This window comes from Eubacterium sp. BIOML-A2 (assembly GCF_009680135.1).
In the GTDB taxonomy this organism is placed as follows: Bacteria; Bacillota; Clostridia; order Lachnospirales; family Lachnospiraceae; genus Faecalicatena; species Faecalicatena contortus_B.
The window spans coordinates 1-25602 of sequence record NZ_WKZK01000073.1 but is presented as its reverse complement, the minus strand read 5'-3'; the positions used below and the strand labels follow the sequence as shown (position 1 = coordinate 25602).

At 45.3% G+C, this 25602-nt stretch carries 19 protein-coding genes and 1 riboswitch; of the genes, 14 read left to right on the top strand and 5 right to left on the bottom strand.

Annotation, left to right across the window (positions count from 1 at the left end; genetic code table 11):
- Positions 1–81 precede the first annotated feature (81 nt).
- From GKG43_RS20375 to GKG43_RS20340, 9 genes are all read left to right on the top strand, one after another.
- Positions 82–2787, top strand: a complete 2706-nt coding sequence (locus GKG43_RS20375) for a glycosyl hydrolase-related protein (RefSeq protein WP_055152494.1) — start codon at positions 82–84, stop codon at positions 2785–2787.
- 9 nt (positions 2788–2796) lie between these two features.
- Positions 2797–3876 carry a trimethylamine corrinoid protein 2 gene (locus GKG43_RS20370; RefSeq protein ID WP_050641362.1) on the top strand — a complete coding sequence of 360 codons (1080 nt, stop codon included), beginning with the start codon at positions 2797–2799 and terminating at the stop codon, positions 3874–3876.
- Between the two features lie 2 nt (positions 3877–3878).
- Positions 3879–7175, top strand: a complete 3297-nt coding sequence (yicI, locus tag GKG43_RS20365; protein ID WP_055152492.1) for an alpha-xylosidase — start codon at positions 3879–3881, stop codon at positions 7173–7175.
- A gap of 125 nt (positions 7176–7300) precedes the next feature.
- Positions 7301–7858, top strand: coding sequence for a D-lyxose/D-mannose family sugar isomerase (locus GKG43_RS20360; protein ID WP_087148804.1), 558 nt, complete (start codon positions 7301–7303; stop codon positions 7856–7858).
- A gap of 11 nt (positions 7859–7869) precedes the next feature.
- Complete coding sequence (locus tag GKG43_RS20355; protein WP_055152490.1) at positions 7870–9132, top strand: hypothetical protein; 1263 nt, start codon at positions 7870–7872, stop codon at positions 9130–9132.
- A 154-nt stretch (positions 9133–9286) separates the two neighbouring features.
- Entirely contained in the window at positions 9287–10315 is a 1029-nt protein-coding gene (locus GKG43_RS20350; RefSeq protein ID WP_055152488.1) for a uroporphyrinogen decarboxylase family protein, read from the top strand.
- A 96-nt stretch (positions 10316–10411) separates the two neighbouring features.
- The gene (gene rbsD, locus GKG43_RS20345) at positions 10412–10819 is read left to right on the top strand and encodes a D-ribose pyranase (protein ID WP_050641357.1); all 408 of its coding nucleotides are present in this window, start codon (positions 10412–10414) and stop codon (positions 10817–10819) included.
- Positions 10820–11118: 299 nt separating this feature from the next.
- The gene (locus tag GKG43_RS23455; RefSeq protein ID WP_242857559.1) at positions 11119–11259 is read left to right on the top strand and encodes a hypothetical protein; all 141 of its coding nucleotides are present in this window, start codon (positions 11119–11121) and stop codon (positions 11257–11259) included.
- The gene (locus GKG43_RS20340) at positions 11232–11912 is read left to right on the top strand and encodes a hypothetical protein (RefSeq protein ID WP_330377567.1); all 681 of its coding nucleotides are present in this window, start codon (positions 11232–11234) and stop codon (positions 11910–11912) included. The genes GKG43_RS23455 and GKG43_RS20340 overlap by 28 nt, the downstream gene beginning before the upstream one ends.
- 169 nt (positions 11913–12081) lie before the next feature.
- Here the strand turns inward: GKG43_RS20340 and mgtE are convergent, their stop codons facing one another.
- From mgtE to GKG43_RS20320, 4 genes are all read right to left on the bottom strand, one after another.
- Positions 12082–13413: a magnesium transporter gene (mgtE, locus tag GKG43_RS20335; protein WP_050642709.1), complete on the bottom strand. Its 1332-nt coding sequence runs from the start codon at positions 13411–13413 to the stop codon at positions 12082–12084.
- Between the two features lie 143 nt (positions 13414–13556).
- Positions 13557–13724, bottom strand: a riboswitch (M-box (ykoK) riboswitch).
- A gap of 1028 nt (positions 13725–14752) precedes the next feature.
- Complete coding sequence (locus GKG43_RS20330; RefSeq protein ID WP_050641355.1) at positions 14753–16015, bottom strand: Glu/Leu/Phe/Val dehydrogenase; 1263 nt, start codon at positions 16013–16015, stop codon at positions 14753–14755.
- A gap of 25 nt (positions 16016–16040) precedes the next feature.
- The gene (locus GKG43_RS20325) at positions 16041–17315 is read right to left on the bottom strand and encodes an enolase C-terminal domain-like protein (RefSeq protein WP_050641354.1); all 1275 of its coding nucleotides are present in this window, start codon (positions 17313–17315) and stop codon (positions 16041–16043) included.
- Positions 17316–17319: 4 nt separating this feature from the next.
- Positions 17320–18723 carry a DUF4147 domain-containing protein gene (locus tag GKG43_RS20320; RefSeq protein WP_055152484.1) on the bottom strand — a complete coding sequence of 468 codons (1404 nt, stop codon included), beginning with the start codon at positions 18721–18723 and terminating at the stop codon, positions 17320–17322.
- 330 nt (positions 18724–19053) lie between these two features.
- Here GKG43_RS20320 and GKG43_RS20315 point away from each other — a divergent pair, with 330 nt between their 5' ends.
- The 5 genes from GKG43_RS20315 to larA all read left to right on the top strand — a co-directional run bounded on the left by GKG43_RS20315 (position 19054) and on the right by larA (position 24536).
- Complete coding sequence (locus GKG43_RS20315) at positions 19054–20175, top strand: tyramine oxidase subunit B (RefSeq protein WP_050641352.1); 1122 nt, start codon at positions 19054–19056, stop codon at positions 20173–20175.
- 22 nt (positions 20176–20197) lie between these two features.
- A complete protein-coding gene (locus GKG43_RS20310; protein ID WP_070102362.1) occupies positions 20198–21484 on the top strand; it encodes a TRAP transporter large permease in 1287 nt (428 codons plus the stop codon).
- A gap of 27 nt (positions 21485–21511) precedes the next feature.
- Positions 21512–22597, top strand: coding sequence for a DctP family TRAP transporter solute-binding subunit (locus GKG43_RS20305; protein ID WP_050641351.1), 1086 nt, complete (start codon positions 21512–21514; stop codon positions 22595–22597).
- 17 nt (positions 22598–22614) lie between these two features.
- Positions 22615–23157, top strand: coding sequence for a TRAP transporter small permease (locus GKG43_RS20300; protein WP_055152483.1), 543 nt, complete (start codon positions 22615–22617; stop codon positions 23155–23157).
- Positions 23158–23249: 92 nt separating this feature from the next.
- On the top strand, positions 23250–24536 hold the full coding sequence (gene larA, locus GKG43_RS20295; RefSeq protein WP_055152481.1) for a nickel-dependent lactate racemase: 1287 nt from the start codon (positions 23250–23252) through the stop codon (positions 24534–24536).
- Between the two features lie 64 nt (positions 24537–24600).
- Here larA and GKG43_RS20290 read toward each other — a convergent pair whose 3' ends face one another.
- A complete protein-coding gene (locus GKG43_RS20290; protein WP_050641348.1) occupies positions 24601–25446 on the bottom strand; it encodes a MurR/RpiR family transcriptional regulator in 846 nt (281 codons plus the stop codon).
- Positions 25447–25602 lie beyond the last annotated feature (156 nt).

Here is a 25602-nt window from a genome sequence, read left to right as displayed (position 1 = left end):
TGAAGAGCCGTATGCGGGAAAGCCGCACGTACGGTTCTGGAAAGGATTATACATTGCGAAATGTGTATTTACTAAACAACTATGAAGAAATTAAAGGCACACATGATTTGCCATACCCATTGGGACAGGGAATGGTATCTGACACGGGAACAATTCAGGACAAAACTGGTCAGGCTCATAGACGGGCTTCTGGATCTGGTTGAAGAGGTTCCGGAATATGTTTCATTTATGCTGGACGGGCAGACAATAGCGATCGAAGATTATCTGGAGATAAAACCGTATTGCAGAGAGCGTCTTTTCAACGCGCTGAAGACGGGAAAAATTATCTGTGGACCATGGTATGTTCTGCCGGATGAACTGTTAATCAGCGGGGAGTCTCATATAAGGAATTATCTGAAAGGCGCCCAGGTAACGGCGGAAGCAGGGCATAAAATGGCGACGGCCTACCTGCCGGACTCCTTCGGGCATCCGGCACAGATGCCTCAGATAGCAGAGGGGCTGGGGATGCATACAGTGGTATTCTGGCGGGGCGCTTCCAGTGAAATGGATAAGACGGAATTTTACTGGGAATCTCCTTTTCCGGACTCGAGTGTCCTTTGTGTCCATATGCCCCATGGCTATGGCAACAGCGGGAACCTGAGCAGTGATATGGATATTACCGTGCCAAGGGTGAAAGAACTCCTTGAAAGCCTGGGGGCAAAATCAACAACAGATGTGGTTCTTCTGATGAACGGCTCGGATCATATCATAGGGCAGAAAGATATCTGTGAGGTAGTCAGACAGCTGAACGAGCAGATACCGGAGTGTTGCATCGAACTGTCCACTATGGAAAATTACCTGAAAGAACTTCGGGAACAGTTAGAGAAACGTACAAAGGGGTCTGACCCCTTTGAACTGACAGCCTTCCGCGGTGAGATTCGTTCGGGCGAGCGCTCAATGCTGCTCGGAGGCACACTGTCAAGCAGAATGTATTTGAAGCAGAGAAATGATATTGTACAGAATAAAGCGGAACGCTATCTGGAACCTCTGCTTGCGCTTGAAAAACTGAGCGGACGGGAATTCGACAGCTGCGGGTATTTGGACTATATCTGGAAGAAGATTCTGGAGAACCATCCCCATGACAGCATCTGCGGATGCAGTATTGATGAGGTGCACCGGGAGATGATGACACGCTACGCCTGTGTAGAACAGCTGGAAGATACGCTGATGCACGACACTGTAGTGAGAAATGAAATGAAGGGACAGCAGACAGGCACGAGGGCAGCAGAAATCTCTCTGTTTGAACCGTGCGTCAAAGAACAGCCGGCCTATACGGAACTGGAGATCTGTTTGGATGAGACGCTTGTACAGTCTGTTGACTATACGAAGTCTGTGATTGTAGATTGTGAGAATCGTATCTGCCATCCGGAGATCCCGGCGGGAATCAGAATTACGGATGAGGCGGGAAGGAAGATACCACATGTTATTCTGGAGGCAAAGAAGGATTACAATACCTTGTACCAGGATCATACCATGCCGGAGATTTATAAGGTAAATAAGCTCCGCGTGGGTGTGATGCTTCCCGGCTTTACATATGGCTGCCACCAGCTGACGGCAGCGCCTTTTGATGAACCGTCTGTTTGGGCGGTCAGGACAGAGGGCAGTGCCATAGAGAATGAGTTCTACCGTCTGAGTGCAGGGGAAAAAGGGCTGCTCCTGCTGGATAAAAGGACACAGACGGAACACGAAGGATTTGCCAGAATGATCGATAAGGGGGATGCCGGTGATGAATATACATATTCATGGCCGGAAGAGGATCGCGAATGTACAATAGACGGTTCTGCACTGGAGGTTGAAAAAGAAATTCAGGCGGGTATCTGCCAGAGCCTGATACTCCGCGGAAATATGATACTTCCGGAAGCACTCAGTGAAGACCGCGAGTCAAGGAAAAAGACGATGACCAAATGTCCTTTCGTCATGAAAATCACCTTATACAGCGGGATAAATCGGATTGACTGTCATCTGGACTTTGAAAATAATGCAAGGGATCACAGGCTCCAGGTACAGTTTCCGTCAGGAATACGGACGGAAACCAGTGAGTCTTACCAGATTTTTGATATAACAGAGCGTCCCGTTGAAGTAGAAGTTCCGGAAAAATGGATGGAATATCCACAGTCCACACATCCTAATCACGGTTACGTTGGAGTTCATGACAGTTGTGAGGCGATGAGTGTGGGAACAACAGGGCTCCCGGAATATGAAGCAGTACAGACAGAAGCGGGAACAGCCGTAAACTTGACACTTCTCCGGTGTGTGGGGTGGCTTTCCAGAACGGATTTGCTGACACGGCATGGAAACGGAGGCTGGACAATTGAGACGGAGGAAGCGCAGTGTATCGGGAACCACAGCTTTGATTTTTGTGTAGTATATCATCCAAACCGCACGGCCGAAGCCTTTGATGTGATAGAGAGATTCCGCTGCCCTGTCTATACGCAGTCTTTAAAAAGCGGGTGCAGGAGTCTCCTGGCTGAAGAACATACGGGCAGTTTTATGAATAAGCTGCCAAAAGGCGTTCAGCTTTCAGCCCTGAAGATCTCGGAAAGGCAGGATGGAGTTATCCTGAGGATCTACAGCATTCTGGACAACAGGCAGGAAGTGGTTTTGCCGGTGCTGCCCGGAATGGATAAGGTATACATGGCGAACCTTGCGGAGGAAAAGCAGAAAAAACTGGAAGTGCGAAACGGAGAAATAAGATTTGATATCAAACCCGGACAGATTATAACGTTATATATCGATACAAAACCTTAGGAGGCGGAAATGAGATTCAAAGAGGATATTGATATAGTAAGAAAAAGACTGTATGCATTCTGGGACAGAGAGATGATAGACAGGGTACTGATATCAGTGACAGCCCCGAAAGAAAAGGGGAAAAATATTTCCATGTTCCATAATTCCCAAGATCTTACAGGAAAGCCCGAAGAGCTTCGGAAATACTGGGAAGATCCGGAGACAATATACCGAAATAACATGGAAAGGCTTGAAAATACGTTCTTAGGGGGCGAAACTCTCCCCATTATCTTTCAGAATTACGGAACCAGCGGGCACTGTAATTATTACGGGGCTGTCCCTGCTTATGGGAACGACACGATCTGGTTTGACCCGGTGTGGGAGGATTTATCTGAAGCAGAGGGCAGTTATACGGAAATACGCCTGAAACAACATCTTGAAATCACCCGCTGTCTGACGGAACACGCCAAAGACAGCTACTTTATAGGAATGCCGGACAGCAGCGGAACACTGGATGCACTGGGGCACCTCTACGGAACGGAAAACGTTCTGATGGATATGCTCTCCCAGCCGGAAGAAGTAAAGAAAGCAGTCCGGATTCTGAATGAAGGATGGATAAAAACGAATGAAATGTTTTATGGGATAACCGAGCAGCTCAATGGAGGCGGGGCACATGCCTGGATGCATCTTCTTGCTCCGGGGAGACTGGCGCATATGCAGTGCGATATGTCGGTGATGTTCTCGAAAGAGATGTACGGAGAATTCGTGGTGGATGAACTGGAACAACAGATGGAATGGCTGGAATACCCCGTGTACCATTTTGACGGTGTTGAACAGGAACAGCATCTGGATTACATACTGGGCCTGGAAAAATTGAAAGCAATTCAATGGACTCATGTCGCAGGACAGCCCCCGGCCTCCCATTACCTGCATATTCTGAAGCGCATGCAGGAGGCGGGGAAAGCCCTGATTATCATGGCGCCTCCGTCTGATGTCCCAATCCTGCTTGAACATCTTTCCGGGAAGGGATTGTATATTCATACAGAGACGGAGGAGATGGAGTCCGCAAAAGAGATTATAAAATATGTAGAGAAACACGGAAAGGAATAGATATGGAAAAAAGATACAAAGAATATCAGCATCATTTTCCGGCGGTTCTGAAGGGGGTGGAGACGGAAGGCGGAAACTTCAGAATCAAAGCGCTGGATAATTTCGGGGAATCAATCAACCTCTGCCTTTGTGCATTTCAGTCAGGTATCATACGGGTAAGGATTGCCAGGGGAGAATTCACACCGGTGAAGTATCCGGTGGTCAGAAGAGAATTTCTGCAGGAGGCATCTGTAAAAACAGCAGAGACAGAGGAAATGTACTGCATCACTACGGAAGAATACCGGATAGAAATAAAAAAATCCCCTTTTAGCTTCCGGATCTGCCATGCAGACGGAAGGATTGCCTGCCGGGAGAGCCAAAACGATGTGGATTCTGTGGGGGACGGATATAACCAGATACCACCGGCAGGGTACAGCATGGACGGAGACGAATTAAAGGGGATGAATCTGGGGTTTTTGCTTCATTATGATGAAAGTATCTATGGACTGGGCGAGCATTTTACACAGTTCGATAAGCGGGGGCAGACAGTGTCCATGCGGAATTTTGACACCCTGGGATGCAGGGATGAAACGGCATATAAGAACATTCCATTCTATATGAGTAGCTATGGCTATGGACTTTTTGTGCATCATCACGGAATCTTTGATTTTCATATCGGGAGTGAATCAGCGGCTACACTCAGTGCTCATATTCCGGACAGCTCGCTTGAATACTATCTGATTGTCAGACCGTCCCCGAAGGAGATACTTTCTGCCTTTGTAAATTTGACCGGGCCGGCTGTACTGCCTCCGAAATGGTCCTTTGGGCTGTGGTACTCAACGGGCTTTAAAGGGAATTCCGAAAAAAATGTGGAGGAGGACGCAAAGCGTTTCCGGTTGGAAAAGATTCCGTGTGATGTCATGCATTTTGACTGTTACTGGCTCAGAGAAGATAAATGGTGTGATTTTGTGTGGGATGAAGCGCAGTATCCGAACCGAAGCGCTATGATAGCCGGACTGAAGGAAAATGGCTACAAAATCAGCCTGTGGATCAATCCCTATGTGACAATTACCACGGAAATGTATCAGGAAGGAAAGGAAAAGGGTTACTTTGCAAAGAACAAAGAAGGAGAACCTTATGAGGCGGACTTATGGCACGGACTGTTGTCGCCCTGCGTCCTTCTGGATTTTACCAATAAGGATGCGTCTGCATGGTTTAAGGCAAAGTTGAAAACTGTGCTAAAGGAAGGTGTGGATGTCCTGAAGACTGATTTTGGCGAAGACATTCCTTATGATGCTCTGTTTTCTAACGGGATGACAGGAAAAGAACTGAGGAATGTATATTCCAGGCTTTATAATCAGGCGGTATTTGAGGTTTCACAGGAATGCAAGGGAGCGGGAAATGCTCTTGTCTGGGCCAGAAGCGGCTGTGCAGGTATGCAGCAGTTTCCGGTCTGCTGGTCCGGAGATCCTCATTCCAGCTACGAAGGGATGGCCGCAACACTGCGTGCAGGCCTTTCTATGGCGATGTCAGGTGTCCTCTTCTGGAGCCACGACATGGGAGGGTTTTATGGTGACGTAACAAAAGAAATCTTTATCCGCTGGTCGCAGTTCGGTCTGTTTACATCGCACAGCCGCCTGCATGGTACAACCACAAGGCAGCCATGGGCTTACGATGAGGAGACGACTGACATTCTCAGACAATTTATCAGTCTGCGTTACCGGCTGATGCCGTATATCTGGAAAACCGCATCCGAGTGTGCAGGAAGCGGACTTCCGTTTATCCGCCCCATGGTACTGGAATATCCCGAAGACAGAAATGTAAGAGGGATGTATGACCAGTATTTCTTCGGAAAAGATATCCTTGTGGCCCCTGTTTTCGGCGGCAGAGATGCTGTCAGGCAGGTATATCTGCCTGAAGGAGCCTGGGTGGAGATGCTGGGGGATAAACGGACCTATACGGGTGGAAAATGGTATTCTTTCACGTGTCCCCTGGATTATATGCCTGTTTTTGCAAGAAAGGAAGCTGTCATTGAAACGGAAGCTGTTAAAATGTATGTGGAGGATGAAAGATGTTACTGTTCACACCCTGCGGGCGTACACAGTAACGGCATCTGCCCATTTAAAGTCGCCTACGGCGAGGGGCAGATGCTCCGAGACCATCACTTCAGCGGCTCCGATGCCGTGCAGCGAGGTGCACGGCACGGTCTGAACAGTAACAGAAAGATGACATCAAAAGAAAGAATGCTCTGTGCAATTGAGGGTGGGATCCCTGACAGACTGCCGGTGACGGTTCATCAATGGCAGCCGTATCATTTAAAAACATATATGAACGGAATGAGTGATATTGAGGCAAATAAAGCGTGTGGTCTGGATGCTTCGATCAATGTATTTTCTGTGTCAGGCGAAGAAAGCGATACGTGGAAAGTAAGCAGTACACGGGAGCAGAGGGAAGGCTTTTATGTGAAGCACTACACGATTGAGACGCCGGATGGAATACTGACGACCTCAGAAGGCATCAGTCCCATGACCAGCTGGGTGATGGAACATTTGATAAAAAAGGAGGAGGATATCCATCTTCTCAGGAAATACCGGCCTGTTCCAAAACTGGATCGAAAACTAGCTGTGCAGACTTATGATGCATTGGGAGAGGATGGTATATTAAGAACCTTCATATGGGGAAAACAGGGCGGTTGCTGGCAGGACGCCTGTGAATTGTATGGTGTCGAGAACCTGATACTGATGACCTATGACGATCCGGAGTGGGTACACGAGCTGCTTCAGATTTTGTTGGAGCAAAAGCTGGCTTATATTGAGGAAAATCTGCCGGGGATGCCCTTCGACCTTGTGGAGACCGGAGGCGGAGCTTCCAGCAACACCGTGATCTCACCCGATATCCACGAAGAATTCTGTCTTCCTTACGATATAAAAATGCATGATGCCCTGAAAAAGCACGGGTTTCGTTCCGTCTATCACACATGCGGGGGGATGACACGGATTGCGGATTTGATAGCAAAAAATCACTGCAGCGTATCGGAGACACTTTCTCCTGTGGCAGTTGGCGGGGACATCGGTAACAGGGCGGATGAGCAGAAAGTTTACAATGCACTTCATCCGTTTGTGGGGCTGATCGGGGGAATGGACCAATTCCATATTCTGGAGACGGGCACAAAAAAAGAGATCGAAACAGAGGTAAGACGGCTCTATGAAAGTTTTGGTCTGGACGGAGGATACATTCTGTCTGCCTGTGATCATTTTTTTGAAGTGCCGCCTCAAAACCTGCGCTATTTTTCCGATGCAGCTAAACATATTTTTTATTAATTTAAAGTCTTTCTGACGGGGGGGCGCACTGCGGCGTAAGAGGCTGCTGCTGCGATGCGGCCGCCGAAGGCACGGGTTTTGTGGGAGAAACTCTATTTGATGAGAGGAAAATAAAGGAGGTATCTATGATAGCGAGAGAACAGTATGAAGAATACAAGGTGAATACGCTTTCTGCACTCGATAAGGCAGGCATTGCCCTTACTGAAGAAGAAAAGAATCAGGTTGAAGTTGCAGATTTTGGGTTGAATCGGCTTAATGAAATCGGGCTGCAGGTTATTACATATGTAAATACGCAGAGGTGCTGTGCAAAGGAACTGGTTCTGATGCCTTACCAGATCTGTCCGGAGCACAGACATCCGGAAATTGACGGATTGAAAGGGAAGGAAGAGACATTCCGCTGCCGCAGGGGAACGGTCTTCCTGTATGTAGGCGGATTTGCAGACAGCGGACAAAAAGAAGGGATTGCCGGGAAGATTCCAAAAGATATGGAAGAATACTTTACTGTTTTTCATGAGATCTGTCTGCATCCGGGAGAACAATACACACTTGTGGAAGATACCCTGCACTGGTTCCAGGCAGGAGAAGAAGGATGTATTGTCTCGGAATTTTCGACCAGAAGCGTAGACGAGGCTGACATTTTTACAGATATTCACATAAACCGCATGCCGCAGGTGGGAGAATAGGAGGCAGGAGTATGCAGGATTACAGCAGTCAGGCAGCCTATATCAGAGAACTTGCCAAAAAGCTTGCAGAACTGCCTGATACACAAGAGAACATCAGTAAGCGGAAACGCTGGGCAGATCATAACGATCTGAGATCCCCTCAGCAGCCATTAATCTGGGTCTGCCCGGATGATGACGGCGGGTGGCTGGAACTTGTCCCGGAGTCTTCTCTGCAGTGTGAAGATCCCCTTCTGAGGGATATGGAGAATAAAATCAAAAAGTACCTTTACCAGGCCCAATACCTGAAAGATGATTTTGTGTTTGAAAAGCGTCTCTATTTTTCTTATCCGGGCACTTACACCGGGTATCTCTATGGTAATGCCAGGCAGGAGACGGCATGGGGGATTTCCATAGTAAAACCGGAGATTGGAACGAATGCATACCACCTTGATAATTTCCTGAAAACAGAAAAAGACTATGAAACCCTTCTGAATCATGAAGTGGATTTCCTGCCTGATATAGAGACAAAGAATGCGATGCAGGAGAAAGCCGGAGACGTACTGGAGGGGATTCTGGATTTTGAGTTTCAGCTTCCCTACAGTGTTCTTGTACAGAGCCATCTGATAGAAATGGTACATTTAAGAGGCCTGGAAAATCTGATGTATGATCTGTATGATGAGCCTGAACTTCTGAACAGCGTGTTCAGACATATGGGAGAGAGTAAGGCAAGGCTTTTGAAACGTCTGGAAGAAAAGCGGCTTTTATTTGATAACCGGATTAATATCTATACGGGTTCCGGGAGTTTAGGCTACACGAATGCTCCCTGGAAAGAGCCTGAAGACGTTAAGCTGAAGGATATGTGGGGATTTGCAGATGCCCAGGAATTCAGTAATGTTTCCCCGGAGATGTTTGAAAAATTCGCAATTGCCAACCAGAAGATTGGGCTGAATTTATTTGGAAGGGGATGCTATGGCTGTTGTGAGCCTCTCGACCACAAGTATGAGGCTATATACAGACATATCACAAACATAAGACGTCTGAGCGTCAGTCCATGGTCGGATATAGATGAAGCTGCAGAACAGATAGGCCAAAAAGCAATCTTTTCGTGGAAGCCGGATCCGTCCAAAATATGCACGGGATTTGACGAAAATGAAATACGGAAGTATCTGAAAGAAGTTGCTATAAAGACAAAGGACTGTTATATGGAGGTGATCTTAAAAGATATACGGACATGCGGACATACAAACAGGCATCTTGTAAAGTTTATAGAACTGGCCAGGGAGGCGTTTTCGTAATATAGCAACTTCCAGACAAATTTCCTATATCACAAACCCCTCAGGGGGGATGCACATGCTGCGAAAAGATATATTGCTGCAATGCTGCATTGCGGCGGGGCAAAGTGCGTATCCATATGATAACCAGAGAGGATATTAAAAGAAAGGCGTCAGTATGACAAAAAAAGAGAGAGTATCAGCGGCAATCCGGCATCAAAAAACTGATCGGGTTCCAAAAGGCGAACTGCATATTGACGCGGAACTTGCAAACCGGCTTCTGGGCAGGGAATATCCGCTGACCTATGAGTGTTTTGAGCGGGAGAAGGCGATTCGTGAACTTTTGCGGATGGATCTGGTTAATGTAGGCGAATGGCCGGAGTGGGAGCTTTCGCCAGGACAAAATGGGAAGCATCTGATACAGACTGTTTACGGCCAGATTTACGAGATGGGATCAGGAAGCCGGCGGCTTGTCAGAGCGGCTGTAGAAGAAATAGAAAATGCAGAGGCATACAAAAAGCCCGATAGTTCAAAAGTAACGGGGGAGATTGTAAAGCGTTTTGCACAGGAGACGGACTTTTTTGTGTTTGCTCAGATTGGCGGACCTGTCACACAGCTTGATGAAATGTTTAGTATGGAAGATTTTATGGTTTACAGTCTGACCAATACAGACGATATGCATAAGATTGCGGTAAAAGTGATGGAATATGAGATTGAGAAAGCCAAGATCTTTCTTGACAACGGGGCCGACGGGATCGTAATCGGGGACGATGTGGCCTTTAATACCGGTGTATTTCTCCCGCCCCATATTATGGAGCAGAATGTTTTTCCATTTTGGGATCAGGCTGTAAAAGAGATAAAAGCCTATAAAAATGTCCCTGTATTTCTGCATAGTGACGGAAATGTAAATGCTGTTTTAGAAAAAGTAACAGAAGCGGGATTTGATGGGATACAGTCCCTTCAGCCATCTGCTGGGATGGATATCGGCGAGGTAAAAAAGAAATACGGTAACAGACTGTGTCTGTGGGGGAATATTGATTTAGACTACATAATGTGCCATGCATCACCGGATGAAGTCAGGGCTTCCGTGAAAAAAACCATCAAAAAAGCAGGAGCGGATGGGGGATATATTTTGTCAACATGTAACACTTTGATTTCGTCAATTCCTCAGGAGAATATTTATGCAATGATTGGAGCAGCAGAATAAGGTATACCTTATTCTGCTGCTATGCCGCAGACCCGCCCGCAGGGCATGAGTTACGGGGTGCCCTTCGGGTATAGGATAAAAGGAGGATCAGGAAGTATGAAAAAATCAGGAATTCTAAATAGCGATATCTCAAGAGTACTCTCGTATATGGGGCATACAGATACCATAGCAATTGGAGACTGTGGGCTGCCTGTGCCAGAAGAGACAGAAAGGATTGACCTGGCTTTAAGAGAGGGGATGCCCTCCTTTATGGACGTGCTGGAGACAGTCTCGGCTGATATGAAAATCGAGAAAATTGTTCTGGCTGAGGAGATCAGGACTGACAATCCGATGGTTCTGGAACAGATCCTTGAACTTTGTGGAAATCTGCCGGAGCCGTGCAAGGTGGAATATATTTCACATGAAGAATTAAAACTTCGGCTTAAGACATGCAGGGCGGTGATCCGTACAGGGGAAGCGACACCTTATTCAAATATCATTCTGCAGTCCGGATGCAGGTTTTAAATAGGTGCAGGTATCGCAGCAAGGTCTAGTAAACAAATTTAATAGAATTTTTCTTGAATTCGCAGGAAGATTATGCTAAATTAAATGCACCCGGATGGGAAATATCCGGGTGCATTTCAAACATTCTTTCTATCTAATCATAAGGATTTCATTCTTTTGGACAAATTCGTCCGGTAATTCAATGTTTGAAAAAGAAATAAAAGTATATAAAAGCAGAAAAGGGTGATGCGTATTGACTGTGTAAATATGAAAGTCAAGGTTATTTTTTACATATAAATCATACCAGGAGAAAATAGAATATGGGAAAAAATGATGTATACATGAAACGATGGCTTTCCGACAAAGCCCGTTTTGCTGATTTGGTAAATGGTTTTTTGCTCCAGGGGAAACAGATTTTTTCAGGAGAATGCCTGTGCGTGGAATGTTATATGATGCTCTGAGCTATGCGGATCAGGTAAGCGAGATAAGAAAAAACAGAAAGAAAGACAGGACTTACGGAAGTCCTGCTGAATTTCTCTCAGGGTTGAACCAGACCGATCAGCTGTTTCCGATTATAACAATTATTTTTTATTATGGAGAAAAGGAATGGGATGGAAAGCAGGAATTACACGGTTTGCTGGGGATTGACAGAGAGGATTATAAGTTGCTGAAAAAGTATGTGCCCAATTACAAAATCAATCTGATTGATCCAAGAAAGTTGGATGAGTTAATGTGTTTTCAGACTGATTTACAGATTGTTTTCGGAATGCTAAAATGTAGAAAAAGCAAGGAAGAGTTATTGGGCTATGTGGAAAAAAATCAAGAATACTTTAGCAGTATAGACGAGGAGTCTTATAATGCGCTGCGGGTTATGCTTGGATCAGAGCTCGGTTTAAAGGAGAAGAAAGTAAAAACAGGAGGGATAGATATGTGCAAAGCATTGGATGACTTATATCAGGATGGAGTAAAGAAAGGATTAGAACAGGGAATTGAAGCGTTTATCGCCGATTATCGTGAAGAAGGCTTCAGTGAAGAGAAGATAAGAACAAAGCTGGTAAAACGCTTTTTAATAACCCCGGATCAAGCTCTGGATTATTGCAAAATGATTGTTTAGACAGAAAGGTGTAACAGTTCAGATAAGTCTGAACTGTTACATAAATGCTATATATCTTTCGATATATGTCAAAAACACGTTAATTTAACCGCCTCTTATAGAGTATCATCACTAATTTATCCGAAAGGTACATTGTAATTCATACCCTTTGGTTTAGAAAAAAGCAATGTCATAAGTTAAATACCCTGGTTGCAATACTGAAGTATACCAGTATAGAGCAGGTGTCTACCATAGTAGTAATAAGCGGTGAAGCCATAATCGCCGGATCCAGGTTCACCTTTCTGGCCAGCAGCGGCAGGATACACCCGATCAGCTTGGACAGGATGATCGTGATAACAAGGGAACACCCGATAACCAGAGCCAGCATCGAATCATGGTACATAATCAGGATCCGAATTCCGTTGGCCACTGCCAGTGCAACCCCGACGATGAGGGATACCCTGAATTCTTTGAATATTACTTTGAAAATATCCCGGAACTGAATCTCATTCAGCGCAATTCCCCGAATAATCAGCGTAGCACTCTGGGATCCGCAGTTTCCGCCGGTATCCATCAGCATAGGTATAAAAGAAACGAGCAGAGGGATAGCAGCAAACGCATCCTCATACTTTGTAATAATAGTCCCCGTGATTGTCGCAGAGAACATCAGGATCAGAAGCCATGCGATACGGTGTTTTGCGTGGCTGAACACGGAGGTCTCGAAGTAGGACTGTTCGCTTGGGCTCATGGCGGCCATCTTTGTGATATCCTCGGTAGCCTCCTCCACCATGACATCCATTGCATCGTCGAACGTGACGATTCCCACCATCAGTCCCTCGGCATCCAGTACCGGGAGAGCGAGCAGGTCATATCTGCGGAAGAGCTGAGCCACTTCCTCCTTGTCGGTGTGTGTGGAGACAGAGATGATTTCTGTTTCCATCAAATCCCGGATCAGCAGGTTGTCATCCGAGGTCATCAGTTCCTTGGCTGTCACAATGCCGATCAGTTTTCTCTTATCAGTTACATAACAGGTGTAGATCGTCTCTTTGTGAATTCCTGTTCTTTTAATATGGGCCATGGATTCCTCCACAGTCATTGACTGGCGCAGACCCACATATTCCGTCGTCATGATGCTTCCTGCGCTGTCATCCGGATAATTCAGGAGAAGATTGATCATGTTTCTCTCTGACTGGCTTACTGTATCCAGAATCCTAGTGACGAGATTAGCCGGAAGTTCCTCCAGCAGATCCACGGTATCATCCATATATAAGTCATCTAACAGCTCTTTTAATTCTTTTTCTGTAAACATTTCCACCAGATAAGTCTGCATGGAATTGTTCATATTGGCAAATACTTCTGCCGCTTTATCCTTGGGAATCAGGCGGAAAGCAAGGGCCAGTTCCCTGTCGTCTAAGTCCGAAAGAAGGGAGGCTATGTCCACTTCGTTCATGACATCCAAAATGCTCCTTACAGCTTTGTAGTGGTGCTGCGTAAGGAGTTCTACAAATATAACTTTGTCCATCATAATAACATCTCCAATCTGTATTCAATTCTAGTTTCTTACACGAATGATAACTGGCACCAGCGTCCATAACCTCACCACCTTTCTATAATGAAAAAAAACCGTCACTGCCTGAACAGTGACGGAAGCATAGCATACCCGTATATAAAAATCCACCGTTCAAGCTTTAGCATCACAGGGCATATCAATTGCATTAGGTTATGCCTTCACGACATAGCCTGCTAACCAGCTCGTTGTGTCTCCACAATCTCGCGGCAGCAATCTCAGGAAAATCCAAATCCCTGTGGTCGCCTCACCTACCGAAATGTTTTATTTAATTATCCTTACCCATTGTAGATCAACAAAAGAGATGTGTCAAGAAAAAACTGGAGATTAGTTGACGGGCTTTAGGGGGGGCGATGGTTGGGGGGCGCGATATGAAGGGATAGCCGCAAGCCGCCCAAGTGCACATATGCCGTTGCGGAATGCGGACACGAACCTAAGAAATTCTAGGAAGCCGGCAGCCGTGAAAGTGGAGCACGGGCATGACACATCACGAAAAATCTGATGATTTTTCGCGCTGGGTCAGCCGATTTTGTGATTCGGTGATCACAAAATCTCTCCGCTTTCACGGCTGCCGGCTTCCAAGAATTTCTAAGGTCCGCTTTAGCATTCCGCAACGGCATATGTGCATTTGGGCGGCTTGCGGCTATCCCTTCATATCGCTGGGCACATCCAATCGGTAGTAAAGATCGTCAACTGGGAGTGACTCCAAATCGGGGGCAGCGTATTGATTCGTTTGGCGGTATTGGATTGCTCCGGTACACTGTGCGTTTTCTGTTCAGGTGGTGCGAAAATATTGAACATTAAATGTGAACTATGCCAAGGAGAACTTTCATGTGCTTTCAGTGCAACTATTCCCGTTTCTGTAAGTTTATACTCTTACCTTCAATTAATGGAGCCTTTCTGTTCCACCAGACGAATCAATACGCTGTCCCCCTTACGGAACCGCTTCTGGTCGACGAGCTTAACTGCCGATTGGATGCGCCTAGCGAAATGAAGGGATTGCCGCAGGCCGCCCAAATGCACATATGCCGTTGAGAAATGCTAAAGCGGGCCTTAGAAATTCTTGGAAGCCGGCGGCCGAAAAAGCAGGGAGATTTTGTGATCACCGAATCACAAAATCAGGCGGCCCAGCGCGAGAAATCATCGGACTTCTCGTGATGTGCCGCCTGTGCCCTGCTTTTTTGGCTGTTGGCTTCCTAGAATTTCTTAGGTTCGTGTCCGCATTTCTCAACGGCATATGTGCATTTGGGCGGCCTGCGGCAATTCCTTTATTTCGCGCCCCCCCTCCCATGTTCTAAGGCCAGATTCCCCGCATATTTTTGGCGTCAATGACGCGCTTAACCGAGATCAGATATGCCCCTGTACGCAGGGAGACTTTCTTTTCCCTGGCGATATCCCATACGGACTGGAATGCCTGATCCATAATCTGCTTCAGCTGCTCGTTTACATGCTCCTCGCTCCATGAAATGGACTGGATATTCTGGACCCACTCGAAGTAAGAGACGACAACGCCGCCTGCATTGGAGAGAATATCGGGAACAACGGCGATTCCTTTTTTATCGAGTATCTCATCGGCGTCAATGGTTGTGGGGCCGTTGGCGGCTTCTACGATAACCCGGGCCTGTATCTTATCGGCGTTGGAAGTGTTGATCTGGTTTTCCAGTGCGGCAGGGATCAGTACGTCTACATCGAGTTCCAGTAATTCTGCGTTGGAAAGATGGATGGCGTTTCCGTCGTGATATCCTTCCAGAAGGTTGCCACGCTTCTGGGAAAGGTACTCCAGGATGGAAGGAATATCCAGTCCGTCCGGGTTGTACAGGGCGCAGGATACGTCGCTGACAGCGACGATTTTTAAGCCTTTTTCAGAGAGGAGCTTTGCGGACACACTGCCTACATTTCCCATGCCTTGAATGGCGGCTTTTGTATTTTCCGGATTCATCCCCAGAGCCTTTAGAATGTTCAGGGTTGTAATCATGACGCCGCGCCCTGTTGCCTCGTTTCTTCCCAGTGCTCCGCCGAGTTCAATTGGTTTACCGGTGACAACACCGGGGACGCAGTGGCCTTTCAGCATGCTGTACGTATCCATGATCCAGCCCATGACATTCGCATTTGTGCCGACATCAGGTGCGGGAATATCCTGGTCTGGCCCTATGATGGGGGCAATCATGGCTGTGAAGCGTCTTGTCAGGCTTCGAAGCTCGGTTTCCGAGAGCTTTGTGGGATCGCAGATAATACCCCCTTTTCCGCCGCCATAAGGGATATTAACAACGGCACACTTGAAGGTCATCCAGGCTGCCAGTGCCTTGACTTCGTCGAGGTCAACATTCTGGTGATAGCGGATGCCGCCTTTTGCAGGGCCGCGTGATGTTGAGTGCTGGACGCGGAACCCCTCAAAGACTTTTACGCTGCCATCGTCCATCCGGACCGGTACGGCAACCTTCAGTTCTCGTTCCGGGTATTTCACAGCCTCATAGTCGCTGGGTGTATAGCCGAGTATTTCGGCTGCATTGCTTACAACAGAGAGCATGTTTTCGTAGGGGTTATATTTTGCTTCCATTTTAATTATCTCCTTTCTGTTTGCTTTAAAATTTCAGCAGGGACGAGATGTCTGCAAGCTGGCATCCGGGGTTTAAATCACATGCACGCATTAGAAAGTTCAGCTTATCGATCCGTTCACCGGAGCGGGGAGCTCCGTTTTTGATGAAGCCAACCTGAAGTCCTACGGCGAAATCCATCACTACATCTCCAATAACGCCTCCGGCTCTTCCGGAAGGAATTGCAAGCAGACCATGTTCCTTTGCAAAGTTATAGGCATTCATAGCCTCTGTGATGGTGCCGACCTGATTTGGTTTTAGGATAAAACCGTCCAGAGCATTCAGTTCATAAGCTCTTTTCAAACGATCTAAGTTTGTTACAATAAAATCATCTCCGATGATATTCGTTCTGGTAATTTCCTTATGTGCTTTTGGATAAGACTCCCAATCTTCTTCGTCCAGCAGATCTTCGATAAATACAAAATTGAATTTCTGAGTCAGCATCTTCACATAATCGATCAGGGTTTCGGCAGTCACGCGCTCTCCCTTTAAAAGGTATGTATTGTTCTTCCGGTCGTACATTTCACTGGAGGCACAATCGAAGGCAAAACCGATTTTTCCTGTGTAACCGCATTTTTCTACTGCTTCAGAGATCAGATTCAAATTCACTTCCGGATCGGCAGACGGTGATGCATATCCATAGGAAGGTGCAACCACTGGTTTATGTCCCAAATACCTTTCAATTACTTTTTCCAGCTCTTGGAATGTATTGATGCCCATTTCAACTGCTTCGTAAATATCCGATGCACCGTATGGCATGATGATAAACTCATTGAATGGCTGTGTTAAGTCTGCGTAATGACCGCCATTTATTACATTAAAACTTGGAACCGGGACTGTTTGGATGGTATCACCGGCGATATACTGATATAATGTCTGGCGGGATGCCTCGGCAGCAGCACGAAATACTGCGATGGAAGTGGAGTAAATTGCGTTTCCGCCCAGACTCTTTTTTTCTGGTGTGCCGTCCAGATCGATCATGATCTGATCGATTTCTTTTTGCCTGGTGACATCCATACCGCATAATGCAGGCGCAATCAGATTGTTCACATTGTCAACCGCTTTATGTACACTCAAACCATGGTATTCGTCGGGATTGTTATCCCGCAGAACATAGGATTCAGACATGCCTACCGAAGAACCGGTGGGGGCGCACCCTCTGCCGAGACATCCGTCCTCAGTTACGACATCCACTTCTACCATAGGTCTGCATTTACAATCTACAATTTGCCGGGCATGGATTGATTTAATATTTGAATTCATAGCCTTAACCCTCAACTTTCGGAATATATAGTACGTTAAAGTCACAGAGATTTGTTCCTGTATTGCCGGTAAATACAGTATCTCCTATTGCTTCTAATGCCTCATAGCAGGCATGGCCCCGAAGGGCGGCGAATACATCGACGTCTTTATCAAGCGCCTGCTGATAGCTTCTGGAGTCACAAATACCTCCGGCTACAGGAGTAGTTCCGTCTGTTCCTTCGGAATCAATGGACAGCATGCAGGCCCCTTTTGTCTTTGCTGCAAGAATAGAAAAACTTAAAGTCAGTTCCTGTCCCGGACCGCCATGTCCGGTGATTGTACTGTTGTCCAGAATTTGTGTTGTAGTTTCGCCGGAACTTAAAATGACACAAGGCGGTTTGATTGGATTACCATATGCCTGTGCTTCTCTGGCGATGGAAGCGAAGAAGGAACCGGCGTCTTTACTTTCCCCTTCTAAAAAGGAAGAAAGTATGATAGCTGGTATCCCCATCTCTTCTGCGATCTCCTTTGCATAAATGCAGGAATCAGGCAGTGTGTTCAGCAGAAAATAGGTGTTGTCCGGAAAAGCCTTTGGTGTTTCTCCTTCTGGTCCGACGTTCATGAGATAATCTACGACATTTTTAGGAAGACGTTCGGCAACGTTGTAGTCCCGTATGACTCTCCTGGCATCTTCTAAAGTGGTCTTGTCAGGTCCCATTGGAGTACTTGCATACTTTTCGTAGGGCACGCCGATATCACCGGTTGCTGGATTGCCCACAGCATCGCTGATACCAAATCCAATCAATTCTGCCCCGACAGACTGGATCCGTTTTGCGAGCATCCCGCCGTTCATGGCGGAAATATGACGCCGGATGGCATTGATCTCATAGATTCCCGCACCGGATTTCAGCATGACGTCTGTAGTTTTGATTTCATCTTCCAAAGTGATTCCTTCGATAGGACAGCTCATAAGAGCAGAACTGCCGCCGCTGATCACAACGATAAATAAGTCATCCGGTCCGGCATGATCTACCAGATCTAGGATTTTTAGGCAGGCTTTGTAGCCGGCTTGATTTGGCAATGGATGGCCGCCTACATATACATCTGTGTTTTGAAAATGGTCTGTTTCTTCCGCAACTTTTACAATTGCGATCCCTTTGGTCAATTTATCACCAAGAACTTCATCTACAGCCATTGCCATATGATTGCAGGCTTTCCCTGCTCCGAGCAGATAAATATGTTTCTTTTTAGATAAGTCCCATGATTTGGAACCGATATGCAATATATCGCCGTTGAGTTTCATAATACTTTTTATGCGGTAATACGCATCGAGACGCTGTAATGTCTTATCTGTGATTTCGAGGACTACCTTCCTCGACTCCACATCTCCGTGGTCAATCAGTTTGTCGTAATTCTTGATTTTTTTCATAGATAGAATCTCCTTTAAATCTAACAACTAGCTGGTTAAAATATTAAATAAAACAAAAAACAGGATAAAAATGAAGGAATGTATTAAATTATACTTAAAGTATATTGCGATATATCAAATATGTCAATGTTAATTCTGAAAAATAAAATCATATTGGTGTTAATGCATAAAAAATGAGCGTATAATTTGGTAAAAATGGAAAAGTGAACAAAAAATAAGATAATTCGATTGACATATGCAATATATCAATATAAAATGGATGTATTAAATAAAACATTTTAAGGGAACGAAATGAAAGACAAATTGTTTTAGTATGGAAGGAGAAAAAACATGTCACACAAAACAGAATTTCTATATTTATCAGAAAGCGACACTATTGCGGCAGGGGTTCTTGATGCGGAAAAATGTATCGACAATGCAGAGGAGGTCTTTACTTTATTAAGCCAAGGGGATTATTTGATGGGAGGCAGTAATCATAACAGTCACGGATTGGGTATTGTATTTCCAAAAGAAACTCCATTTCCGAATATGCCGGTTGCGGGGCCGGACAGAAGATTTGTAGCAATGCCTGCTTATTTGGGCGGACGTTTTGATGTATGCGGAAATAAGTGGTATGGATCGAATGCCGAGAATCCAAAGAAGGGACTGCCGAGATCTGTTTTGACTGTAACCCTTAATGATAAGGATACAGGCGAACCGCTTTCTTTTATGTCAGCCAATCTCTTGAGTGCCGCCAGAACGGGAGCTGTTCCTGGTGTAGCTGCAAGGCATCTGGCGAGGAAAGATTCAGAAGTGATAACAGTACTTGGATGTGGTCAGATCAATCGCTCATGCTTACGTTCGATCTTAACACAGCTGCCCAATGTTAAGAAAGTTGTGTGTTTTGACATTTTTGAAGCTGCAGCACAGAAGTTCCTGGAGTGGGAGAAGGAAGAGCTGGGAGTTGACGGTGTTGTGGAACTGGATCTGGAAGCAGCATTGAAAGATGCAGATGTGATCACAGTCGCTGCCTCAAGACTAAAACCATTATATGTGAAAGACGAGTGGATGAAAGATGGCGTTACTTTGCTGATCACAGGACCAATGCAGACAGATGATTCTTATTGGATCAATACAAAACTGATCTATGATAATGTAAGACTTCATGAGGCTTACGTGCAGGAAGCAATCGAATCCGGGGATAAAGCAGGTTATTATAAAGGGGTGATTGGAGGTCCTATTTATACTTTGATTGATGACGGCAAGATGCCGTCTCTGGAGGAGTCTGCCAGTATCGGAGAAGTGATCATGGGAAGCAAGCCAGGCAGAACGGATGAGAAAGAAAGAATTACATTTGTTGCTTGTGGTATGGCTACATTTGATGTAGGTCTGGGGTATGATCTATACCAGACCGCATTAAAGGAAGGTATCGGAACGAAATTAACGTTATGGGATGATCCGTATCAAAAATAATGTGCGAAGGGAGTAATGAAAAGTGTCTTTATCTTTACTTATTATGATCATATGCTTTTTACTGCTAATGGTAATTGGCCTGCCCATCGCATATAATCTGATCGTCACGACACTCGTTTATACAATGGTCGCGGGATTTGATCCAATCCAGATGGCAATCAAAATGTATGGAGGAATGAACAGCTTTTCCTTTTTGGCGGTTCCGTTTTTTGTATTAACAGGACAGCTCATGCTCAGGGGCGGATTGCTGGAGCGGCTGATTAAGTTTGTAAATGCATGGTTCGGACGGTTTAAAGGGGCGATTGCGATCGTTACGATCGGGGCATCTCTGTTGATGGGATCGATCGTGGGGCTTGCAGTGGCATCGGCGGCATCTCTGGGAGCATTTTTGATTCCAATGATGAAAAAAGAGGGGTATTCAGCACCGTTTTCAGCAGCTGTCATGTCTTCAGCTTCCTTGCTCGGACCAATTATGCCACCAAGTGTTTTGATGATCCTTTACTGTACGGCAGTGGGAAAGACTTCCATTACTGGTATTTTTATGGCCGCCGTAACACCAGCCATACTGATTGCTCTGCTGCAATGTATGGTGGCGCACCGTGTTGCCAAGAAAAGGGATTATGCGTCTTATGGTAAGACGACCTTGTCGGAGAAGATGCATGCCACAAAGTCAGCGATTCCGGCACTGGTGCTGCCAGTGATTATTCTGGGCGGTATATTCAGCGGCATTTTCTCTATCACTGAGGCATCTGGCGTAGCAGTTGTTTATAGTGCTATTCTTGCTTTCTTTGTGAACAAGAGTGTGAAGTTAAAAGATATACCGGATATGATAATCGAAGCGGCTTCAACATCCGGCCTGGTATTGATCTTGGCAGGTGCGGGAACTGCAATGGCATGGGGAATTGCCAATGAACGAGTGATGGATATGCTGATCGGACCAATGTCAGCTCTTCCGCCGTGGGTGTTCTTGCTGATTGTGAATATAGTAATGCTGATCTGCGGGATGTTCATGGATGATTATGCATCTACGGTCATACTTGCACCTATTATTGGACCGATTGCATGGGCTCTTGGAATCAATCCGTTACATATCGGAGTGGTATTTTGTGTCAATCTGGTTGTGGGACTTGCGACTCCGCCATTTGGAATCACCTTATTCGTTACAAGCCCTGTAGCAGGGGTAAAATTGGAGGAAACGGCCAGAGAGTCCCTGCCATTTTTGGCAGTGACGATTGGAGTATTACTGTTAATCACGTTTGTGCCTCAGGTGGCACTTTGGCTGCCGAGTCTGATGGGATATACAGGATAAGAATAGAATATTAAGGAGAGAAAGATTATGAAGAAAAATATAAAACGATTTTTAGCAGCAGCTCTTGTCCTCTGTTTCAGTGTTTCAGCAGCCGGGTGCCAGATGAAGACCACGAACAGCTCCGGCGGTTCATCGGACGGAGGGGCTGCAGAGGAGGATGTTTCCGGAAATTACGTGATCCGTATCGCGTGTGAGAACTCAGAAACCTATCCTGCGACTCTTGGACTTGAGGTCATGAAGGAATATATTGAAAAAGAGACAGATGGTAATGTTGAGGTAAATATTTATGCAAGCGGTCAGCTGGGAGGAGAGGAAGAAACTCTGGAGCAGGTAGCTCAGGGCTCTTTGGAAATGGCAGTTGCATCTTTTGCTCCTGTGGTGACCTATGATCCGGAATTTGAAGTTATGGATATTCCGTTTGTATATAATACATATGAAGAGGCATGGATGGTATTAGACAGCCACATTGGAACAGATATGCTGGATTCTTTAAAAGAATGTGACATGATCGGCCTTGCATTTATGGAGAACGGTTTCAGACAAGTGACGAGCAGCAAGGCTCCGATTACCGGCATAGCTGATCTGAATAGTCTGAAGATTCGTACGATGCAGAATAATAACCATATGGAATTCTTTGCAGCGCTAGGTGCAAACCCGACTCCGGTAGCTTTTTCTGAACTTTATATGTCACTCTCTCAAAATACGGTAGATGCTCAGGAGAACCCGATCGCAAACGTTACAGATAAGAAACTTTACGAGGTACAGAAGTATTTATCGCTGACAAAACATATCTATGACGCAATGCCATTAGTCTGCAATCTTAAGTTTTTTGAAAGCCTGCCTGGAAAATATCAGGGCATCGTGAAAACAGGGGCCGTACTTGGTATGGAATACAGCCGGTTCTGTAACGCAGAGAGGGAAGAACTAATCTTAGATGAAGTGACCAATCTCGGAATGAAAGTAAATGAACTGGATGATGCGGCACGCGAAGAGATGAAAGCTGTTGCACAGCCAGCGGCAATGAAATCAGTTGCAAAGGATATCGGCCAGGATAAGGTAGATGCATATCTTGCTGATGTTGAGAAGGTACTTAATGAAATTAGCGATTATTAATCGGGAGAGGGTTAGAAATGATTGAAGCATTTGACAAAGTAATAACGGTTCTTTATAAAATTATAAAGGTGATTTTATGTGTTGTCCTGCTTACAATGGTTGGTGTATTGATGGCTCATATTATTTTCCGTTATGTTCTGAACAATTCTCTGACCTGGTCAGAAGAACTGTTAAAAATCCTGCTTGTATGGTTCGGGATGATGAGTGTGGCGATCTTAGCTGTTCGAAGAGAGCATGTATCGATCGTGATTTTTAAAGAGCATATGCCCAAGAAAATGTCCGCAGCCCTTACTAAGCTGACACAGATTATTACAGTTGTGATCTGTCTGATCGTCATTTACGTCGGCATACAATATGTACTTGCAGCCGGACATCGTCCCACACCTGCACTTCGTCTGCCATATGGATATGCATATGCATCAATTCCGGTATCTTTTGTCTTTGTAACGATTTTTGAACTTCGTAATCTGATCGTAGATCTGACCGGCAAAGGTAATTATGCCGCAATTGAAAAAAAAGAAGAAGATTTGACAGGCGGCAGTGATATGAAGCTGGATTAAACAGAAGCGGATTCTTATGTTGCTGGTACAGCGGTTTTTATGCGGATAGCAGAGAAACGCTGTGCCAGTTTTTGTATGGAGGAATGTGGAAGATGTATCATTTAGAAAAAAAGGATCAGTGGATTTATACAGACCGGGAACTTGATATGAAGGTCACAGTACCTTCAGGCTGGAACGCGGTCAAATTGGAGACGCCCAGGCTGCCGGCACTGCAAGATGAGGAAGCAGTAAAGAAGGCGATCAAATGCCCTGTTTATGGAAAATCGGTAAAAAATCTGGTTGTTGAAAAAAATGCAAAATCTGCATGTATTTTAGTATCGGATGCGACGAGAGCTGTTCCCACCGCGCGAATGCTGAAATATGTGGCAGAAGAGCTGCTCAGCGCAGGTATTCCTTATAATCAGATTTACGTTTTTGTGGCAATTGGTGTCCATCGGGAAGCAACGGAAATGGAGATGAAAAGTTTTCTTGGAGATCTTTATGGCAGGATATCCATTGAAAATCATACGCCTTTTGACAAGTCTAATTTGATCTTTTTAGGCGAGACAAGTCATGGTACACCTGTCTGGGTTAACCGGAAAGCATATAATTGTGATCTGCATATTCAGATCGGAAAGGTAGAACCCCATGAATTTGCGGGATTTTCAGGTGGGCGAAAATCTGTTTTACCGGGCGTCAGTGGGGAAGAAACAATCTTGATCAATCACAGGCCGAAAATGATCCTATCGGAAAATGCAGTCATAGGGGTGCTGGAAGGAAATCCGGTTCATGAGGACATGGTGGAGAGTGCGGAAATATTCAGGATTGACTTCGGAGTTAACTGTATTATCAACAATCGGCTGGAACTTTCCGCGGTTTTTGCAGGGGATATGACGAGGTGCCATTTGGCAGCGATAGAATATATCAAAAAATATCTTGGCGTCAAAATGAAGGCTCCGGACATTTTGGTAACTACACCGGGGCAGCCATTGGATATTGATTTTTATCAGGCAGTAAAGGCACTGATAGCTCTTACAGAAGTTCTCGATAAAAAAACGAAAGTGGTATTGTACTGCGAATGTCCGGAAGGAGTGAATTCGGAAGATATGCTGGGAGCTTTTAGAAGTGGAGAGAGTCTTGAACAAGTAATTTCTTATACGAAAGAAAACTATAAAATTCAAATGGATCATGTTTTGCTGCTTTCAAAGGTTTTGAAGAAAAATGTTGATATTTTTGTATGCTGTAAAAATGTTTTTGATGAAGAAATCAGGGAAATGTTCATGACTCCTTGTAAGACGCTCCAAGATGCGGTTGACGAGGCAGTCAAGCTTACAGAGAAGAAGGAAGGCGAGATTCTGTTTTATCCGAGACCTCAGACCGGGTTGCCGGTTTTGGAATAGGGATTCATTCTATTTTAGGCGCTGCAGTGCTTGGACTGAAAATATTCCAGGAACTGCAGCGTTTTTATAACCCCAGGTAAAATCCCTGGTTTAGAATAGATTCTGTCCGTTCGAGAACTCTTTGTGACTCTGCATAGTTCTTCTGAGCGATGGCGGCAATGAGATAATTGGAAAGGCTCAAAGGAGCTGCGTAAGAATTTTTGTAGGAAAGACTGGAAATGGAACAAGGCAGGATGACATCGCCATATCCCTGAACAGCACTATAGTTTTGACTGGTAAAAAGTATGATAGTGACCCCCTCGTTTTTCAGCCATGAAAGTACAGTGGTGCTTAGCTTTGAGTATCGGGGAAACAGATAAGCAACACAGACATCTCCTGGCTTTGCACTTACGATTTCTTCCGGATACAACATTCCTACGGATTGAATCAGATGAATGTTTTCCCGAATTTCACTTAAACGGGAAGCTGTGTAGTAGGATATGGAGAAGGAACTTCTCATTCCCAAAACATACACCGTAGGCGCGGTAGAGATCAGATCGATCGCCTTTTGCAGATCTTCTACATTTTGTGCCTCCAGTGTAGACTGAATGTTATGGATATCGTTTTGGAAAGAATCAGCCAATAGCGTGTTCGACGGATAGTCTTTGTGCAGTAATAATCGTTCTGGAAGGCTGACTTTTGTCTGGAACCCGTTTTGAATATCTTTTTGCATTTCTGAATAACCAGTGTATCCAAGCGCTCTTGAAAAACGTATGACGGTCGTAGTACTGACGCCAATACGGTCTGCAAGTTCTTCTAACGTACAGAATGCAATGGAGTTTAGGTTATTGGATAGATAATCTGCGATTACTTTTTGAGAGCGTGTAAAATCATTATAGTTATTATTTAAGGCTTGTAAAAAATTTGACATACCATATCCCCTGCCTATGTGTAATATATGTAGATTCTATCATTTGTTGAAAGGGGTGTCAACGAATGAAGTGAAAACGGATTGCGTAAATTTACCTTCGGAAATAATGGTGTAGAGTTCACCCATGATGTACTGATAAAGTATCAGACAATGACT

Coding starts and splice junctions, on each gene's coding strand:
- GKG43_RS20350 (WP_055152488.1), top strand. CDS start 9,287: ATGACAAAAAAAGAGAGAGTATCAGCGGCAATCCGGCATCAAAAAACT.
- GKG43_RS20300 (WP_055152483.1), top strand. CDS start 22,615: ATGATTGAAGCATTTGACAAAGTAATAACGGTTCTTTATAAAATTATA.
- GKG43_RS20370 (WP_050641362.1), top strand. CDS start 2,797: ATGAGATTCAAAGAGGATATTGATATAGTAAGAAAAAGACTGTATGCA.
- rbsD (WP_050641357.1), top strand. CDS start 10,412: ATGAAAAAATCAGGAATTCTAAATAGCGATATCTCAAGAGTACTCTCG.
- GKG43_RS20375 (WP_055152494.1), top strand. CDS start 82: ATGAAGAAATTAAAGGCACACATGATTTGCCATACCCATTGGGACAGG.
- larA (WP_055152481.1), top strand. CDS start 23,250: ATGTATCATTTAGAAAAAAAGGATCAGTGGATTTATACAGACCGGGAA.
- GKG43_RS20320 (WP_055152484.1), bottom strand. CDS start 18,723: ATGAAAAAAATCAAGAATTACGACAAACTGATTGACCACGGAGATGTG.
- mgtE (WP_050642709.1), bottom strand. CDS start 13,413: ATGGACAAAGTTATATTTGTAGAACTCCTTACGCAGCACCACTACAAA.
- GKG43_RS20360 (WP_087148804.1), top strand. CDS start 7,301: ATGATAGCGAGAGAACAGTATGAAGAATACAAGGTGAATACGCTTTCT.
- GKG43_RS20355 (WP_055152490.1), top strand. CDS start 7,870: ATGCAGGATTACAGCAGTCAGGCAGCCTATATCAGAGAACTTGCCAAA.
- GKG43_RS23455 (WP_242857559.1), top strand. CDS start 11,119: ATGGGAAAAAATGATGTATACATGAAACGATGGCTTTCCGACAAAGCC.
- GKG43_RS20305 (WP_050641351.1), top strand. CDS start 21,512: ATGAAGAAAAATATAAAACGATTTTTAGCAGCAGCTCTTGTCCTCTGT.
- GKG43_RS20315 (WP_050641352.1), top strand. CDS start 19,054: ATGTCACACAAAACAGAATTTCTATATTTATCAGAAAGCGACACTATT.
- yicI (WP_055152492.1), top strand. CDS start 3,879: ATGGAAAAAAGATACAAAGAATATCAGCATCATTTTCCGGCGGTTCTG.
- GKG43_RS20290 (WP_050641348.1), bottom strand. CDS start 25,446: ATGTCAAATTTTTTACAAGCCTTAAATAATAACTATAATGATTTTACA.
- GKG43_RS20325 (WP_050641354.1), bottom strand. CDS start 17,315: ATGAATTCAAATATTAAATCAATCCATGCCCGGCAAATTGTAGATTGT.
- GKG43_RS20330 (WP_050641355.1), bottom strand. CDS start 16,015: ATGGAAGCAAAATATAACCCCTACGAAAACATGCTCTCTGTTGTAAGC.